The 18,085-nt window shown below is 51.9% G+C and carries 16 protein-coding genes and 1 pseudogene; 9 read left to right on the forward strand and 8 right to left on the reverse strand.

Features of this window, described 5'->3' with window-relative positions; translation table 11 throughout:
• Positions 1-11: 11 nt before the first annotated feature.
• From MV421_RS09850 to MV421_RS09870, 5 genes are all read right to left on the reverse strand, one after another.
• On the reverse strand, positions 12-671 hold the full coding sequence (locus MV421_RS09850) for a DUF257 family protein (RefSeq protein ID WP_297418726.1): 660 nt from the start codon (positions 669-671) through the stop codon (positions 12-14).
• A gap of 130 nt (positions 672-801) precedes the next feature.
• Positions 802-1,716, reverse strand: coding sequence for a TIGR00269 family protein (locus tag MV421_RS09855; RefSeq protein ID WP_366938833.1), 915 nt, complete (start codon positions 1,714-1,716; stop codon positions 802-804).
• A 65-nt stretch (positions 1,717-1,781) separates the two neighbouring features.
• Positions 1,782-3,443 carry a hypothetical protein gene (locus MV421_RS09860; protein ID WP_297503994.1) on the reverse strand — a complete coding sequence of 554 codons (1,662 nt, stop codon included), beginning with the start codon at positions 3,441-3,443 and terminating at the stop codon, positions 1,782-1,784.
• Between the two features lie 149 nt (positions 3,444-3,592).
• Entirely contained in the window at positions 3,593-4,744 is a 1,152-nt protein-coding gene (locus MV421_RS09865; protein WP_297503991.1) for a DUF4855 domain-containing protein, read from the reverse strand.
• Positions 4,745-4,889: 145 nt separating this feature from the next.
• Positions 4,890-6,356, reverse strand: a complete 1,467-nt coding sequence (locus tag MV421_RS09870) for an NAD(P)/FAD-dependent oxidoreductase (protein WP_297418715.1) — start codon at positions 6,354-6,356, stop codon at positions 4,890-4,892.
• Between the two features lie 275 nt (positions 6,357-6,631).
• On the opposite strand from MV421_RS09870, the pseudogene MV421_RS09875 reads away from it, so the two are divergent.
• From MV421_RS09875 to MV421_RS09900, 6 genes and pseudogenes are all read left to right on the forward strand, one after another.
• A pseudogene (locus tag MV421_RS09875) lies at positions 6,632-7,054 on the forward strand (MarC family protein); the annotation flags it as partial.
• 73 nt (positions 7,055-7,127) lie between these two features.
• Entirely contained in the window at positions 7,128-8,438 is a 1,311-nt protein-coding gene (gene hisS / locus MV421_RS09880) for a histidine--tRNA ligase (protein ID WP_297418779.1), read from the forward strand.
• 186 nt (positions 8,439-8,624) lie between these two features.
• The gene (locus tag MV421_RS09885; protein ID WP_297418778.1) at positions 8,625-8,933 is read left to right on the forward strand and encodes a hypothetical protein; all 309 of its coding nucleotides are present in this window, start codon (positions 8,625-8,627) and stop codon (positions 8,931-8,933) included.
• A 44-nt stretch (positions 8,934-8,977) separates the two neighbouring features.
• Entirely contained in the window at positions 8,978-11,719 is a 2,742-nt protein-coding gene (gene alaS / locus MV421_RS09890; RefSeq protein ID WP_297418713.1) for an alanine--tRNA ligase, read from the forward strand.
• Positions 11,720-11,747: 28 nt separating this feature from the next.
• Positions 11,748-12,104, forward strand: coding sequence for a hypothetical protein (locus MV421_RS09895; RefSeq protein ID WP_297418710.1), 357 nt, complete (start codon positions 11,748-11,750; stop codon positions 12,102-12,104).
• 3 nt (positions 12,105-12,107) lie between these two features.
• Positions 12,108-12,485: a hypothetical protein gene (locus tag MV421_RS09900; protein ID WP_297418666.1), complete on the forward strand. Its 378-nt coding sequence runs from the start codon at positions 12,108-12,110 to the stop codon at positions 12,483-12,485.
• Here MV421_RS09900 and MV421_RS09905 read toward each other — a convergent pair.
• From MV421_RS09905 to MV421_RS09915, 3 genes are all read right to left on the reverse strand, one after another.
• Complete coding sequence (locus tag MV421_RS09905; protein ID WP_297418663.1) at positions 12,460-12,921, reverse strand: hypothetical protein; 462 nt, start codon at positions 12,919-12,921, stop codon at positions 12,460-12,462. The two genes, MV421_RS09900 and MV421_RS09905, sit on opposite strands and share 26 nt — an antisense overlap.
• An 80-nt stretch (positions 12,922-13,001) precedes the next feature.
• A complete protein-coding gene (locus MV421_RS09910) occupies positions 13,002-13,754 on the reverse strand; it encodes a Nif3-like dinuclear metal center hexameric protein (protein WP_297418660.1) in 753 nt (250 codons plus the stop codon).
• A complete protein-coding gene (locus MV421_RS09915) occupies positions 13,751-15,154 on the reverse strand; it encodes an ATP-binding protein (RefSeq protein WP_297418777.1) in 1,404 nt (467 codons plus the stop codon). Before MV421_RS09915 ends, MV421_RS09910 begins: the two co-directional genes overlap by 4 nt.
• A 99-nt stretch (positions 15,155-15,253) precedes the next feature.
• On the opposite strand from MV421_RS09915, the gene MV421_RS09920 reads away from it, so the two are divergent.
• From MV421_RS09920 to MV421_RS09930, 3 genes are read left to right on the forward strand one after another with little or no spacing between them, the layout of a single operon-like run.
• The gene (locus MV421_RS09920; RefSeq protein WP_297418776.1) at positions 15,254-17,029 is read left to right on the forward strand and encodes a tRNA uridine(34) 5-carboxymethylaminomethyl modification radical SAM/GNAT enzyme Elp3; all 1,776 of its coding nucleotides are present in this window, start codon (positions 15,254-15,256) and stop codon (positions 17,027-17,029) included.
• Between the two features lie 9 nt (positions 17,030-17,038).
• Positions 17,039-17,566 carry a YkgJ family cysteine cluster protein gene (locus MV421_RS09925; protein ID WP_297418657.1) on the forward strand — a complete coding sequence of 176 codons (528 nt, stop codon included), beginning with the start codon at positions 17,039-17,041 and terminating at the stop codon, positions 17,564-17,566.
• Positions 17,559-18,062 (forward strand): hypothetical protein, encoded by a 504-nt coding sequence (locus tag MV421_RS09930; protein ID WP_297418654.1) that lies wholly within the window; start codon positions 17,559-17,561, stop codon positions 18,060-18,062. The genes MV421_RS09925 and MV421_RS09930 overlap by 8 nt, the downstream gene beginning before the upstream one ends.
• The last annotated feature ends 23 nt before the right edge of the window (positions 18,063-18,085 follow it).

Genomic DNA, 18,085 nt, shown 5'->3' on the forward strand with positions numbered 1-18,085 from the left:
TTTACCTGAGACTACACCCTTATTAGAACCCCCTCAAGCTCGCTGTTCAGAGACTTAACGATATGGAACTCGGTCAGCCTGCCCTTCTTTTGGGTTCTCACTACAGTGGTCGCTATGTCCTCCAGGAGCTTTATGACAAACCTCTTATCTACTGGGAGGATGTCCTTTTTGAGCAAGTAGATGCCCAGCCTGCTTGTATTTCCTATGTACCCGGCCAGCTGGTCTATTATCACCTGAATGCCCCTGTGGGAGAACTCCGAGACGACAAAGAGCTTCTCCAGTCCGATTACGACCGCCAGAACCTTCCTGTCAGAGTTACCTATTACTGGCTCATAAGCCTCTCTGAACTTTCTTAGCATAATCGTGGGTTCAGAAATTCCCTCTATGTGGGCAATGACGTGCCCCTGCTTTTTGACCCCGCCTATTTTAATGACGTCGGCGTTGTTGAGCAGCGAAACGTCCAGACCCATGAGCTTTGCCTTTGAAACCAGCGTCGAGTACGAGTCGAGGATGTCAATTACAATGATTTTGAACTCTTCTGACTGGGCCCACAGGAGCGTGTGGTATACCCCCATACCCATGTCACCCTCGCCGGTTCTCTCAAAGAGAACTGTCTCCCCTGGCTTGATGGACTCCCACATTTTCACGATTATCATGTCCCGAAGTCCCATTTTCACCCCACCTTAAGTGGATATTTTGACCTAGGACTTTAAATCAGTTGCGTTGGCGGATTTCTAAGAATTTAAGGGGAGGGGAGTGCCTTGAGTCATGCGGGAAATTTCACGGTCCCGGCCGGTTTCCTCACTCCTTAACTCTAAAATCCAGGGGTTTCTCCAGCCCCCAGAACCTGCAGAACGAGCAGACCTCACCGCTCGATGGCATCCCGCAGATCTTGCACTCCCTAAGCTCCGCCTCCTCCAGCTCGGCCTCAAAAAGGCCCTTCTTCCTTAGGTAGCCCTTGACGAAGTTGATTTTGGTCCCGGGCCTCTTCTCCTCCATCTCGTTCAGGATGGCCTTCCACTCGAGCGTCGTTGCACCCCTAGCGTGCGGGCACTCATCCATCTCGTATTGTATGCCGTCCGCCAAGGCGTAGGCAACGACCTCCCGCTCCGTGACCTCGTAGAGGGGCTTGATTCTCCTGACCAGCTTCCCGTTGAAGGCCGCCGGGGTAACCGGGCCCTGCTTCGCTAAATACTGCGTGTTCCAGTTCATCAGGTTGTTGAAGATGAAGCTCGCCTCGTCGTCGAGGTTATGACCTGTCGCCACCACATTGAAGCCGTTGTCGTAGGCGAACTTGTTGAAGATGTAGCGCTTGGTCAGGCCGCAATAGGAGCAGGTTGGCCTTCTAGTTCTGACCTCGCCAATTCCAGCCCCTAAAAGCTCCCTCACACGGACGATATGGAGGGGGACGCCTATCTTCTCACATTGTCTCTTTGCATAGCGCTCGCCTTTCTCACTGTACTCGCCTATGCCAAGGTTTATGTGGAGGCACTCTATGTTGTAACCGAACTTCTTGAGGATGTAGGCTGTCACGGCCGAGTCCTTACCGCCACTGACAACAACTAAGACTCTCTCCTCCTGTTTGAGCATCTTGTAGCGCTCTATCGTCCTCTTCACCTTTCTCTCGAAGTACTCCGTAAAGTGTTCCTCGCAGAGGTACATCTTCGGATAATGGAGTTTGATGAAGGCCGGTCTCTCACAGAACTTGCATTTCACGGGCATTCTTTCCACCGGGAATAGAGGGGAGAGGGGGAGCTTTTAACGTTAACCTCTCAACCGGCCTAAGCTCGTCTCTTCCTAACAAAAAGTACTGTGCCCACCACAATAATCACCATCAGTCCGGGCCCGCAGATTTTGTGAGTCCCTTTCGTGCTCGTTGAAGCTGGAGTAATGGTTTCTCCAACTATCTTTGTTAAAGAGTTCGTATTCTTCACTTGCGTCTGCGTCTTAGCACTACAAACCCCAAAACTCACGCTCGAATTGAAATACGGGTTAGGCAAATTCCTAGCTAGGTCCCCCCGCGGACTCATGAGTCTAAGCAAATCGAAAGCAGGCTTTAAAGTTCCATTCACATAATAAAGGGCAAAAACACCCAAGGAATTATCCACAGGGAGGAGGTAATCCCCCCAACTTAGGATTGCCCCGCCAAAACTGAAATCTTCCGCATAGTCAAACCACCCTGGGGGGATTATTAAGTAGCCCTTTCCGTCTTTTGCCGCGGCGAGATGCCACCCCCACACCTCCGGAGGATAATACTCAGCCAGCTCACTCAAAGGAATCCTAATGGTCGCGTCATCAAACCGGAAAACCATGTAACCCCCATCGACCGTCCCATTGACAACAAAACCACCGGAATTGTGGAAGTTGTTAACCAACCGCCAGCAGGTTCCATTGAGAACGTAAGCTTCTGAGGAATTCAGAACCTGGGGAGACTCCACCCAGAGGAGTTCGTAACGTTTCCTCCACACGCCAAGCCTGAACTCGTAAAGCCACCACCAGGGTTCTTTAGTGTTCCCCCACGTTGGTGAGAGGTTGAAAAACCTCGGAACGCCGTTCACGACGAGGTAGGGGTAACGGAAGGGAATCCACCCCCACCCCGGTTCCTCTATCGTGACGATGAGGATTGTGGAACTGCCGTTTGAAACCATGGAGTATGAGAGCGAGACATAGCGCGAGTACCTGCCCCCGAAAAACTTGGAGAAGAATTTACTGGCTGGGAGCGGAGTTATCCACGTTTGCGGCGTTTCTGTGATGACGGGATTTTCCAGGTCTCTGAGGGGGTCGCCTTGAGGCGTGATTAGTCTTAGAACATCCACGAGGGGTTTTAACCTTCCCTTCGAGTACAGGAGGATTGGAATCGACTGGTTGGCTTTCAACTCAACGCCTTTTGAAAAGTTAACGCCTGTGTAAACTTTTCCGGCAGTTTTCCAGTAGCTTAAATGTAGGGAGTAGATGAGGAGGCACTTCCTGTGGATGGTTTTGTATGAGGCGGTTGTGGAGTTCCAGATGTAAACCACGTCAGAGTAGATTACTCCCCCAAGGTCGTTCAGGAGCTGTCTGGGGTAGTGTTTTAAGAGCTCTTTCACCGGGACTTTGTAGGTCGTGTTTGGGCCGTTGAAGATTACGTATTCGCCCTCCACGCGCCCGATCAGCTGAGAGTTCATGGCATAGTGTTTGACAACCACGAGTACTGTATTATTACAGAGCCAGAAGTAGTTGAAAGTTGTGCTGTTTTTGGCTTGCCAGTGGATAATGGGAAAGTCGTGGTACGCGAATACATCGAAGCTGTTTGTTGGCCAGGGGAGGGTTACGTTTCCGAGTTCGTGATTAACTCCCGGGAGGTTTGTCAGGTTCACGTATTTGAAAGTCCAGTTCGTAATGTTGTAATACGAGGGGAATGCCCGGTAAAGAAGACGGTAATCTCCGGGGGACGAGCCGTTCACCCGCCAGTAAGGTTTTACAGTTAGTAAAAACATGTACGGTAGAACTCCCTCGATGGTGATTTGATAAGCCCGAAACCCTCGTATATTCGAGGCACTTACTCTGTGAAAATGAACGGCAGGAGTCAAAAGTAAAAAGGCAAGGAAGATTGCTACCATTCGGGACATCTTCCCCTCACCGCGTCCACAACCTTAAAGTCTGTGCCGAAGTAGTAAGCCCTATCTGGGAAGAGCGTGTCAGTAGCACGTTCTGGTGGGATTGGTTCCCGATTGAATATTTCATAATCTACCTCAAGGATTGCCCCAACATACTGACAGGCACGTTCAAGGCATCCTTCATTATCACACACGTAATGATTGTTCTCATATTTGCACAAAGCACAATGCCCACTCTGACTGTGAAGGACAGCACTGTCGGCTTCCATCTCTATTGAAAGTGAGCTCTCATAAATCCATTTAACCTTCTTGACGAGTTCATCAGAAGTGTATGTGGAATTGTACTGGTAATAGTTCGGTTGAACAAAAACGTAATCAAAATGCTTACTAATGACTGGGATTCCACTGCTGTCCCTTAAGTATTCAGCACTTCTCGCCCCAGTTGCTGGAATCCAGACGAGTTCATGTCCACGATTGTGAATGTAACGGGACATGTCTCTGATGAAGGCTTTGTAATCATCTACGTATTCTTTCGTGTTGGCGTTATACATTGGGCTGAAGTAATCTACAAAGTTGGGGTCATGCTTTGTGGCCTGAAGGCAACTCTCGTAACTCCAGTAGAAGCCCACCCTGTAATCATCAACCACACTCAGAACGCCATCAATCCATCCGTGCCAGTATGATTCATCAAAACCATTCATTGGACAATCTCTCGGTGGTGCAGAGTATTTCTTCTTCTCGTTCAACGGATTTCGAATCGGGTTATCCAAACCGTAAGAGAAGGGTATCGGCACGTAGTACTTTATGGTTCCAACCCGTGAGGAAATCCACAGCGAAAGAAACTGTCCATCCAAATAACCGACGTCATATCTGGACTTGCCCTTGTTGGGATTGTCACTATCTACGTTCCAATCGTAGTATCCATTGCAGAGGGCACGGACGTACTCTTGAAGTTTATTGTACCTATACTGGTTAGTACCGTTTTCTGGGAGGTGGGGCCCACCGTAACTTAAGGATCCCAAGAACACAATCCTGTCAAAACCCCTCTCCCTGAAGTCCTCAATGGTGGCTTTTCTACTCCCCACAGTCATCCTCGACTCGTAGTCGGAACCATTCCATGTAACCCACCACAAACCAAACTTCGACATAAGAAATCACCAATTCTCAATAGTTAATTAGTCTATAAAAATCTATTGGTTAAACTAATGGTGATTAAAATAGACAAAAAGTTCCAAAACAAGACGAATTCAGAGAGAAGTAAAGAATTACAACGCCCTTTCTATGAATACAAACTCATGCTTCCATCTCCTCAATTTTCTCCTTCCAGTTCCCCGGCTTCCTGAACTCCTTCTCCGTGTAAAGGCCCTCCTTCTTCAGTATCCCCCTTGCCGCTAAGAGGCCAGTAGCGGCGGCGTTAACTATGTCCCTGCTCAGCCCGGCACCGTCCCCTGCCGCGAAGATGTTCTCGATGCTAGTCTCAAGGTTTCCGTCGACCTCAACCTTCATCGCGTAGTATTTGATCTCCGGGGCGTAGAGCAGTGTGTGGTCGCTCGCAATCCCGGGGAGAACGCGGTCTAGCTTCTCAAGGCCCTCTATTATGTTGGTCACGACGCGATGCGGAAGGGCCATCGCTACATCCCCCGGCGTGACGTTCCTCAGCGTCGGCTCGACATCACTTCTCCGTATTCTATTCCACGTACTCCTCCTTCCCCTCCTGAGGTCTCCGAGGCGCTGGATGAGGGGCTTTCCCCCGCCTATGGTCGTGGCGAGCTGCGCTATGCTTCCCCCATAGGCTGTGGTGTCCTCCACCGGCTCAGTCAGCTCTATCCTGCTCAGAAAGGCAAAGTTCGTGTTGTTGCTCTTCTTCCCATGCATGGAGTGGCCGTTAACGCCAACGAAGCCGTCGTAGCGCTCCTCAACGACGAAGCCGTTAGGGTTGGTGCAAAAAGTCCTCACAAAGTCGTCGTAGGTGTTGGTGTAGATGTGGAACTTCGGGTCGTGGTTTATGCTCGTTATCGGGTCCATCACTATGGCGGGAACCTCGACGCGGACGCCTACGTCAATCGGGCCGTGTCTGGCCTTCAGCCCTATCTTCTGGGCCACGTCGTGGAACCACTCCGCTCCCCCTCTGCCCGGCGCAACTATGATGTATCTCGCCTTAATCTCAAAGATGTCACTCCCCTTCTGGACTTTAACCCATCCCCGACCGAATTCTAAAGCTTTCGTCCAGAGGAGGAACTCTACGCCTTTACCTTCGAGGTGCCCTTTGATGTCCCCTATGACCTCCGGCGTCCTGTCGGAACCTATGTGCCTCTGGATTATCGGGATGAACTTTACTCCCGCCTGGGCCGCTCTCTGCTCCCAGTAGCGAACCTGCTCCGGATCCCCCTTGAAAAGGTTCCTCGGCGTTTTGTGCCTCAGAAAAATCTGATCAACCTCACAGACGAGTTGCCAGGCGTAGTTCTCGTCGTTCGTCAGCTCGGCTAGGTCACCCCCGATATCGGGCCTGAGGTTGATGGTTCCATCACTCAAGCCCCCGGCACCGCCAACGCCGCTCATTATGTGACAGGGCTGGCAGCCGATGCAGTAGCCGAGCTCGTACATCGGGCAGGTGCGCTGGTCTATGTCCCCTCCCTCATCCACCACAAGAACTCTAAAATTGCTCCTTTCCGCGAGTTCGTAGGCCGCAAAAAGCCCTGCGGGACCAGCACCTATAATCACAGCATCGTAGACTTTTCCGCTTCCGTTTTCAGAAACCATATTTCCCTTGCTAACTTTCAGGGCTTGTACCTTAAAAATCTTTTGGCATGTTTTTGATGAATATTTGGAGAACATACCCATAAAATTGACGTATAAATGTCGAAACATTTAATCTTCGCTAGGGGTTGTCGGAAAGGACGGGAGACACCCCGTAACATTCGGAGAAAGAAAGAACGACCGAATCCTGTATATGGGTATCGACATGAGCCGAAGATGAGCCAAGCCCCGGGTAGTGCCTGTTCTATCCTCGCATACACGTGGGCATAGGTTTATAAGAAATATTTCACATCGATATAAACGCGCTGAAGGTGGCGGGAGGCTTCGTTCTCTTTAAGATAGGCTTCGACGCACTTGAGAGCGGGGGGATGTTCACCCTAAAGAGGGAGAGGGATATCTTAGCTTTAGCGGCCGTCCCAGTCGCGATGCCGCTCATAGCCGGACCAGCTGCAATAACCGCCGTGATAACTCTCACCGCCGAGCAGGGTTACATCGTCTCCCTCACCGCGACGGCCATAGCAATAGTGCTCGTTGCCCTCTCAATGTTCATAGCACTCTACATGATGAAATCCGTGAACAAGACCGCGCTGAGCATTACGATAAGGGTAATCGGTCTCTTTATAATGGCAATTGGAGCGCAGATGATGGTTGAGGGTGTGGTTGGGATATACCTCCATATGATTTCCTCTGGAGGGACTTAACTATCGAATCGACAAACCGTTCTGGGCTAACCTTTTAACCCCCTTCCACTTTTCTTAGCGAGGAGGGTTGAGGATGAAGAGGCTCGAGAAGGTTAAGGGAACGCGAGACTTGCTCCCGGAGGAGATGGCAAAGAGGAGATGGATCTTCGAGAGAATAAGGAATGTATTCGAGAGGTATAACTTTCATGAGGTTCTCACGCCCACCTTTGAGTACACAGAGCTTTTCAAGCTGAGGAGCGGTGAGGAGGTCGTTGAGCAGCTCTACGCCTTCGACGACAAGGGCGGGAGAAACCTCTCCCTCAGGCCGGACATGACCTCGAGCGTCGCCCGTCTCTACGTCAACTCTTTCCAGAACGCTCCAAAGCCCGTGAAGTGGTATTACATGGCCAACATGTTCCGCTACGAAGAACCACAGAGCGGCCGCTACCGTGAGTTCTGGCAGGCGGGCGTTGAACTCCTCGGGAGCGATAAGGTTGAGGCCGATGCCGAAGTCATAGCGCTCTTCGTCGAGAGCTACCTCGCGACCAGTTTGAAGGAGTTCACGGTTAACATCGGCGACCGCGTTCTGCTCGACGAGTTCGCGAAGATGATCAGCGTTAAAGATGACATCGGACTCATGAGGCTCATCGACAAGAAGGACAAGATGAGCAGGGAGGATTTCATTGGAGCGCTTAAGGAATTCGGTTTAAACGACGACGGCGTTAAGAAGGTTCTCGCGCTGGTTGACATTAAAGGCCTTCCGGATGAGGTTCTCCCGAAGGCGGAGGAGCTTTTCACGAGCGAGGAAGCGAAAGCCGAGATCAAGCGCCTCTACGAGCTTGTTGATCTGCTCGATGCCTACGGCATTTCCAGGTGGATAAGGATAGACCTTGGAATCGCCAGGGGCTTTGACTACTACACGAGCGTCGTCTTTGAGGCGATAGCGCCGAACGACCTCGGAATCGGATCAGTTGGTGGCGGCGGCAGGTACGACAACCTAATAGAGGTCTTCGGTGGAAAGCCTACCCCGGCAACGGGCTTTGCCATAGGAATCGAGAGGCTCATCCCGATACTCGAGTGGAAAGACCTCATTCCGGAGCCAAAGCTCAGACCTGATGTTTATGTGGTTCCGATAGGGAAGGACGCAGAGGTCAAAAGGGCCGCCACTGAGGTCGTCTCCACCTTGAGAAGGGCAGGCATTAAAGCGGACGTTGAGCTGACGGGCAGGAAGGTAAGAAAGGCCCTTGACTACGCCGACAGGCTCGGCGTTCCCTACGTCGTCCTCATTGGGAAGAGGGACCTAGAGGAGGGGAAGGTAACGATAAGGGATATGGAGAGTGGTGAACAGAGGATTCTGGAAAAGGAGAACGCCATAAAGGAAATAGTGAAACTTTTGGGGCTTTAGTCCTCATACAAGCTATAGATTCCCCACATTTTCCTAATTATTCGTACTTCAAAGCGCCTCATGGAGGTACCTGAAGGTTATTAAGGATTAACACTCATGAAGTTTGAAGCATCCTGTGGGATGCTTATCTGGGATGATGAGTCTGGAGCCCCCTGAGAGGTGATGATTTCCAAGGGGCTGACCGATATGATACGGGAGCACCTCTACCAGGAGTACATTGAGGAAATCGACAGGCTTGAGCGCTCGATAGTGGAACTGGAGGAGCGGATAAACAAGCTAAAGATGCAGCTCCGCCTGAAGGTAGACGAGGCCAACAGCCTGGCGATAGAGAACGCGAACCTTCGCCACAGGCTCGAGCTGATGGAAAGGCGCGAGAAGACCCTTACCGAACTCCTGAGGTCGTTGAAGCTTCCCCACGTCATTATCAACGAGGAGGACTTTGAGGACGTTGACGTTGACCTCGGCCCGGGCCTCAAGGACGACCAGAAACCTTAATTAATGCGAGACTCTTCTTAGTTTAGCTTAAAGAGGTGAAGGTTATGAGTATGGACATGAGCACGAGGATGTTTAAGGAAGAGGGATGGATTAGAAAGCAGTGCCCGAAGTGCGGAAAGTTCTTCTGGACGCTCGACCCGGACAGAGAGACCTGCGGAGACCCGCCGTGTGACGAGTACTCCTTCATCGGAAAACCCGGAATTCCAAGGAAATACACCCTAGACGAGATGCGCGAGGCCTTTTTGAGGTTCTTCGAGAAGCATGGGCACGGAAGGGTTAAGCGCTTTCCAGTTCTGCCGCGCTGGCGCGATGACGTTCTCCTCGTTGGGGCTTCAATCATGGACTTCCAGCCGTGGGTCATAAGCGGAGAGGCCGACCCACCCGCGAACCCGCTCACGATAAGCCAGCCGTCGATTCGCTTTACTGACATAGACAACGTCGGAATAACTGGCAGGCACTTCACGATGTTCGAGATGATGGCCCACCACGCCTTTAACTACCCGGGCAAGCCGATTTACTGGATGGACGAGACCGTTGAGCTTGCCTTCGAGTTCTTCACCAAGGAGCTGGGTATGAAGGCCGAGGACATAACCTTCAAGGAGAACCCGTGGGCCGGTGGGGGAAATGCCGGGCCTGCCTTCGAGGTGCTCTACCGCGGTCTTGAGGTCGCGACGCTCGTCTTCATGCAGTACAAGAAAGCTCCAGAAAACGCCGACCCGAGTCAAGTCGTCGAGATAAAGGGCGACTACTACGTTCCGATGGAGACGCGTGTTGTCGACACGGGCTACGGCCTTGAGCGTTTGGTATGGATGAGCCACGGAACTCCAACGGCCTACGACGCGGTTCTCGGCTACATCGTCGAGCCGTTGAAGAAAATGGCAGGCATAGGGAAGATAGATGAGCGCATCCTCATGGAGAACTCCCGCCTCGCTGGAATGTTCGACATTGAGGACATGGGCGATTTGCGCTATCTAAGGGAGCAGGTGGCCAAAAAGGTCGGCATAAGCGTCGGGGAGCTTGAGAAGGCTGTAAGACCCTACGAGCTTGTCTACGCAATAGCTGACCACACGAAGACCCTCACCATCATGCTGGCCGACGGGGTAATCCCGTCCAACGTGAAAGCGGGATATCTCGCCAGATTGCTCATCAGGAAGAGCATAAGACACCTCCGCGAACTTGGCCTCGAGCTCCCGCTGAGCGAAATCGTTGCCATGCACATAAAGGAGCTTTCGCCGACCTACCCGGAGTTTAAGGAGATGGAGGAGGTAATCCTCGACATAATCAACGTTGAGGAGAGACGCTATCAGGAGACGCTCAAGAGGGGAAGCGACCTCGTGAAGCGCGAGATAGCAAAACTCAAAAAGAGGGGCATAAACGAGCTTCCGCTCGACAAGCTCATGCTCTTCTACGAGAGCCACGGTTTAACCCCGGAGATAGTGGCCGAGGTCGCGGAGAAAGAAGGTATAAAGGTCGAGATACCGGACAACTTCTACACCCTCATAGCGGAGAAGGCAGAAAAGGCCGAGAAGAAGACTGCGGCAGAGTATGTCGTCGACTTCGAGCTGGTGGAGGAGTTACCTGACACGAGAACACTCTACTACGAGGACCCGTTCATGAGGGAGTTCGATGCGGAGGTGCTAAAGGTCATAGACGGCTGGGTAGTACTTGATAGAACCGCCTTCTATCCTGAAGGAGGAGGCCAGCCCTATGATACGGGCCTTTTATCCGTAAACGGTGAGGAAGTCAAGGTGACCAACGTCCAGAAGGTCGGAAAGGTCATCCTCCATAAGGTCGAGAGGCCAGGGCTTTTCAAGGAAGGAGCCAAAGTCCACGGGAGGCTGGACTGGGACAGAAGGATACAGCACATGCGCCACCACACGGGAACCCACGTCCTCATGGGCGCGCTCGTTCGCGTTTTAGGAAAGCACGTCTGGCAGGCCGGTTCACAGCTCCACACCGATTGGGCACGCCTTGACGTGTCCCACTACAAGCGCATCACAGAGGAGGAGCTGAGGGAAATCGAGCGCTTGGCGAACCGCATTGTAATGGAGAACAGAAAGGTAACCTGGGAATGGCTCCCGAGGACCGAGGCCGAGATGAAGTACGGGTTCAGGCTTTATCAGGGTGGAGTCGTCCCCGGAAGGGTAATCCGCGTGCTTAAGATAGAGGACTGGGACGTTCAGGCCTGTGGCGGGACGCACCTGCCGAATACCGGCTTAATCGGCCCGATAAAGATTCTCAGGACAGAGAGAATACAGGACGGCGTTGAGAGGATAATCTTCGCGGCAGGGGAAGCCGCTATCAACTGGATGCAGGAGACCGAGAAACTCCTCAAGAAGACGGCTGAGACCTTCCGCGTTCCACCGGAGAAGGTGCCGGAAACCGCAGAAAGGTTCTTCGGCGAATGGAAGGCCGCGAAGAAGGAGGCCGAGAAGCTCAGGAAGGAACTGGCGAAGCTCCTCGTCTACGAGCTTGAGAGCGAGGTCGAGAAGATCGGAGAAGTCGAGTTCATCGGCAGGGTCGTTGAAGGGACGATAGACGACCTCCGTGAGGCGGCGAACAAACTCAGAAAGGAGAAGCGCGTTGTGGTTTTGATAACGAGGGAGGGACACTTCGTCGTTGCCGTGGGAGACGGCCTCGACCTCAAAGCTGGAGAGCTGGCGAAGGTAATAACGAGCGTCGCCGGCGGTGGCGGTGGCGGAAGGAAGGAATTGGCACAGGGCAGGATAAAGAACCCGTTGAAGGCTGAAGAGGCGATAGAAGAGGTGAAGAAGAGGCTCGGCTAATTTCAGTTAATTTGGGAGATGATATTCATTGAAATATCTCTTCTTAGTTTTTAAAATCCTTAAATCAGACCTCGAAAAATGTGGTGATTTAGAGAAGGTTCTTCTCAAGAACTCCACTCTTAGGTTCAACTTTAGGAATGAAACAATGATAATATCATTGGGGGAAATTAGTCCAAATCACATGGAGCTAAGAATTTATATTCATCATATCAAGGGTTTGGAAAATTCGAAATTTCTGGTATTTTTATATGACTTCTTGACTCCTGTCATGGCAAAAGTGGAAAGTAAATTGAATCAGAGGCAACCCGCAGAGATCATAATTTTTAAGGAGAAAAAACCTGATTTGTGCAAATTGCCTCCTGTGATTGTGGCACTACTGTTATAGAGGGTGTCCAAAATCAAGGTCAAAACCCTAACCAAACAAATCATCTTACTGGCCGAGGAACTCGGCTTAAGGGCGGTTTCCGAGTACAGAACGCCCGACGGCACGCGGATAGACGTGGCAGTTCTTAACGGGGATAAAAAGCTCGTTGCGATTGAACTTGAGGCCTCTTTCAAGTGGTTTCCCCAGAGGCTGCTCTACGATGTTGTCAAAGCCCACAGGGCAGGTTTTCCGGAGCTTTGGATTGTAACTCCCTTCAGAAACGCCAAACCCGGCTGGGTTCTCAACTACGCTGAGGAAATCGGAATGCACCTCCGGTTCATGTCCCCCGGAGATGTGGAAAAAGAAATGACCGGGATCACTTCTTCTCCTTGCGGTACTTGATGTAGACCGTGTCCTCAGCGTGCCATATCGGCGCCTTGTCGCCCCTTACGATGATCTTAGCCTCTCCGTTTTCGTAGACAAGCTTTCTTATCAGTTCAGGTGGAAGCTGGAATTGGACGTAGACCTCAGTCGGAACGGTATCTTTGTTAACGGTAACCTGAAACTCGTTCGTTCCGTGGTACTCTTTGTTACCGTAGCGTATCAGGTAAGTGGTGCCCTTGGGAAACTCCATCCTCAGATTAAAGGAGTTAACGCGTGGTTCTATGTGCATGGCGAAGAGCCCAAACCCATCCTTGGTTACAAACGTCACGCTCTGGTTGTTTATGTAGAAGACTTCTTTGTAGCTGATGCTCGCTGGAGGAAGCTGCGCCGTTGCCAAGGCGTAGGCCGAGAGGGCTATGGTGATTATTGCCATTATCGCGAGGGCCTTGTTCATATAGAATCACCGGGTTATATACGCTCCAACGGTTATTAACGCTTTTGTGTAGGTATTTACAATCAAAAAATGGAAGGTAGTTACAGCCCGGTTGGCTCGTCTATGAAGAAGACGTCAAGGCCAAAGCGCTCCTTCAAGAGTCCCATAAGGGCCTTAACCCCAAGCGTCTCCGTCTTGTAGTGCCCGGCAACGAGGACACTCTGAGGAAGGTCTATCGCCGTCAGGTAGTCAGCGTGCCCGAACTCCCCTGTTATCAGGAGGTCGATGCCCTTCTTCCAGGCCTCTTCTAGGGCGAACGCCCCCTCCCCGCTGACGGCCCCTACGGTCTTTATCTCGCGTTTTCCGAACTCGTAGGTTTTTACCGTTGCGTCGAGCTTCTCGGCTATTATCTGAGCGACTTTCTCAATCGGTTCTGGCCTTTCAAACTCACCCCAGTAGCCTATCGACAGCCCCCTGTACTCTCCAAATGGTCCCTTCGGCTCTAAACCGAGGAGTTTCAGAAGTTCAACGTTGTTCCCGACCTCCGGATGGACATCGAGAGGCAAATGAGCTGCGTAGAGGTTCAGACCGCTCTCCAGGAGGGCTTTAAGGCGCTTGTAGTGCACCCCCGTGATGTAGTTCAAACCGCCCCATATCATGCCGTGGTGGACGATCATCATGTCGGCGCCGGCTTTTGCGGCGCGTTCGATGGTTTTCAGCGTCGTATCTACTGCAAAGGCAACACGCTCGACTTCGGGCTTCCCTTCCACCTGGAGGCCGTTGCTCGATTTGTCAGGGTAGGCCGGCACATTTAAGTATTCATCGAGGAAAGAGACAAGTTCATCGCGGTTCATTTTTCACCCTCCATTATGCTTTTGATTTTATTCCCATCGAGGGCTATAACGTTTTCCGGGATGTTCTTGAGCTTTCTCGCGATGATGAGGTAATACGCCTCGCCCGTCCAGCCCGTTAGTTCTGCCTTCTTCTTCAGCTCTTTAAGAAGTTTCTCCCCGTCCTGTGCCCTCTTCCTCCACTTGCACTCCCCGAAGAGTGCCCGTTTTCTTTCGGTGTCGAGGGCCACAATGTCGACTTCGTAGACCCTCCTGTTCCCATCCTCTCGGTAGTGGCCCCAGTGTCTTCCCACAACCATCGGCTTAAAGGGGAGGTAATCCCCAGCAAGCCTCAGGATTCCCCTACAGGTGAAGTCGAACCTCTTTCCAACGTAGTCTGGGAGGTTGCCCTTAACGTCCTTCCAGAGCCTTTCTCTCTCGGCCTCGTACTCGCTCATCTTCGGGTGCACGAAGCGGAACCAGAAGTTCAGGAACGGATGTCGAATGTAGAGGACGTCTCTTTTTCCCAAAACCGCCCTGTCGTAGTCAACCAGCTTGAAGTAGTTCACGAGTTCGTGGAGCTGTCTCGTTATCGAGGTTTCCTTTCTGTTCAGGTACCCAGCTATCTCGCCCGGTGAAGTTGCCCCATTGGCTATGGCTTCGAGGATGTCGTAATAGACACCGGAGCGCTTTCCAAACTCGAGGGATAGTATTCTGGGCACTTCCTCCTCCAACGGGGCTGAATAGGAGAAGACCAGCTCCTCGATGATTTTCTCGGCGCTTTCACCTTCCAGCCCCTCGTCCTCAATCGCCACCCAGTACCGGGGAAAACCTCCAAGAACGGAATGGAGAACGATAAAATCATCAATGCCTCCAATTCCAAGCTCTTTTGCCATCCCGTAGCTTCCCCTAACGTCGAGAGGCTGAAGGTTTAGCTCCCTCTTTATTCTCCCGTAAAGCGGCTCCTTTGAATCCCTGAACAGCTTCTCCATCATTCCAATCGTTGATCCCGTAAACACCATCAGAAGATTTTTTCTGTCCTCCCCATCATCTATAAACCGCTGGAGGGTCGGATAAACGGCCGGCTCAACGAATCTGAAGTCCTGGAACTCGTCGAAGGTAACTACCCCTTCAAAGCGCTCAAACAGGACTTCAAAGAAATCATCCCATCTCTTTAGCTCTTCCATTTTTCCAAGCACCCCCCTCTCCTTTAGTATCCCGGAATACTCCCTCAAAAGGGCGGTGGAGCTTTTCCCGCGGTTGACGAAGAAGTAGAGGCCATTCCCACTCAAAAACTCCCTTATAAGCCTCGTCTTACCCACCCGCCTCAATCCGTATATTGCCATGGTGTAGAGCTTTCTCTTCGAGCGTTCGCGTGCCTTTTCAAGTACTTTCAGTTCCCACTCCCGGTTTATGAAACGCATTTTATTCACCAACTGAATTATTCACTAAGTGAATATAAACTTTGCCCTTCGGCAAACCCTTTTAAAACCGCCCCCCAATCTGGGGCGGGAGTGGGGAACATGAACGGAGAGAGCTTTGAGAAGGCGGTAGAGGAGATAGCAGGGGCGGTTCTTTCCGGCGAGATAAAGAGTAGAGAAGAGCTTAACCGCTACAAGATAGTTGTGTCGCGTAAGTATCACCTCTCAAAGATTCCGGGCAACTCGGATATCCTGAAGGCGATTCCAGAGGGGGAGCGCGAGCGCTTTAGAGATCTGCTCAGGAGAAAGCCCACCAGAACCATAAGCGGCGTTGCCGTCGTTGCTATGATGACAAAGCCATTTCCATGCCCCCATGGAAGGTGCATCTACTGCCCCGGCGGGCCGGCCGTAGGCTCCCCCCAGAGCTACACGGGGAAGGAACCTTCTGCTTTAAGGGCAGTCCAGAGCGCTTACCATCCCTACATCATCATGATGCGCCGCCTAAAGCAGCTCACGGACATAGGCCACGACGTTGACAAGGTAGAGGTGATAATCCAGGGTGGAACTTTCCCCGCGGTTGACCTCGATTACCAGGAGTGGTTCGTCAAAGAGGCTTTCAAGGCGATGAATGACTTCCCGCACTTTAAAGACGTTGAAAACCTTGAGGAGAAGCTTGTCAGGTTAATAGTGAAGAAAGACGAGTCGGTTCTTGAGGAAGACCTCGCATTCAGGGGAGCTTGGCTTAAAACGCACAGGAAGCCCTACTACTACCTCGAGGACGAGCAGAGGAAGAACGAGAGGGCTAAGGTGAGGATGGTAGGTTTAACGATAGAGACGCGCCCGGACTGGGCCTTTGAGAGGCAGATAGACAGAATGCTCCACTTTGGAACCACCCGCGTCGAACTCGGAGTCCAGACGGTGTTCAACTTCATCCACGAGAGGACGAAGAGGGGACACGGTGTCGAGGAGATAGTTAAGGCCACCCAGCTTTTGAGGGACGCGGGTCTCAAGATCAACTACCACATAATGCCCGGTCTCCCTGGAAGCAACCTTGAGCGCGACCTTTACACATTTAAGACAATCTTCGAGGATACCCGCTTCAGGCCTGACATGCTCAAGATATACCCGACGCTTGTGACGGCCGACGCTCCGCTCTACGCTTGGTACAAGGCCGGAAAATACCGCCCGTATACGACGGAGGAAGCCGTTAAACTGCTCGTTGAGGCGTACAGGTACTTCCCCAAGTGGGTCCGCGTCATGAGGATTCAGCGCGACATACCGGCAAAGCTCATCGTTGCCGGCGTCAAGCACTCCAACCTCGGCCAACTCGTCTTCAACGAACTTATAAAGCGCGGTATAAGGCCAAGGGAGATTCGCTTTAGGGAAGTCGGCCATCAAATGGAAAAGTTCGGAATCGAACCTGAAATCGAGCACATTGAGTTGCTTCGTGAGGACTACGAGGCCGCTGGAGGAAGGGAGATATTCCTGAGCTTTGAGGACACCAAAAACGACATCCTCATTGGCTTCATCCGCTTGAGAATCCCGAGCGAAAAAACCCACAGAAAGGAGATAAACTGCTGCCCGTCGGCGATAGTAAGGGAGCTCCACGTCTACGGCCCGCTCGTGCCAATAGGTGGAAAGCCGAAGTATGAGTGGCAGCACCGCGGCTACGGCAGGGAGCTTTTGATGGGGGCGGAGAGGATAGCGAGGGAGGAGTTCGACGTCAGGAAGATGCTCGTCATAAGCGGCGTCGGCGTGAGGAACTACTACCGGAAGTTCGGTTACAGAAAGAACGGTCCCTACGTGGCGAAGAGACTCGACAAAGGCTACGCAGACTACAAAAAGAGTAAAGAGTTCGACGCCCATTTGAACACATGAGGTGGCTCCATGCGCTTCAAACCCAAACCATTCACCGAGCCCGTGCCGTTCAAATGCCTGTACTGCCTCGACTGCTGCCGCGGGAGGCACATCTACTTAACACGAAAGGACATAGAGAGAATCGCACGGAAAGGCTATGATCCCCAGGACTTCGTTACGTTTTCCGTTGAGGGCAACCAGATCCGCTTCGTGCTCTCGGTGAGGGAGTGGGACCTCGGTTGCGTCTTCCACGACCCTGAAACTGGCAAATGCAAAATCCACGATGTCAATCCAATTATCTGCAGGATTTATCCTTTCATGGTCTCGAGGAAGCCCCTCGGCGTTGAAGGCGAGAAGCCTTTCCACTACAGGGGGCAGACACTGTGGCTCTACTACGACGAGAACTGTCCCGGGATAAACGCGGAGGAGCCGGAAACCACGATAAGCCCTAAGGAGATAGTGGAGCTTGGCCTAGAATTTGAAAGGGAGTTTGAGAGAACCGACATGGACGGCTTTGCAGAGCTGATAGAGGAGTTTGAAGGGGATAGCGATGGCTGAGTTCCTCAGGTACAGGCGCGCTTCATCGTGGGAGTACGACCTCATACTGCGTGAGGCTGAGAAGTACGGCGAGCTAAAGCACCACACCTTCGCGGTAGTTGAGGGCAAATTCAGGGACGTCTACGCTGTGAACGAAAAAGTATGGACTGAGATAGAGAACCTTAGGATGAAGCCCTACTCCTACGGAACCTTCGTAGGCACGATAAAGGTGGACAACCTAGTTGAGAGGTTCTACCCCAACGTTGAGTTCTTCTACTTCGTCGAGGTCGAGAAGAACTATGCCGTATTACCCCCAAAGGCAGGCTTTTTGTTCACGACGGGCAAAGATGTGCCAAGGAGCGGCGTGCGCTCTTATAACTGGCAGGGAACGAAGAAGCTCGTGATCTACGATGAGAACGGGATAATCCTTGGCATAGGCAGGATAAACCCCGAGAGCGGGAGAAAGTTCATCCTCAACGTGACCGACATCGGGGAGTCTATCAGGAGGAAGCGCTGACTTTTCTTACACAACGTGACCTT

The sequence above is a fragment of the Thermococcus sp. genome, from assembly GCF_027023865.1.
Taxonomy (GTDB): domain Archaea; phylum Methanobacteriota_B; class Thermococci; order Thermococcales; family Thermococcaceae; genus Thermococcus.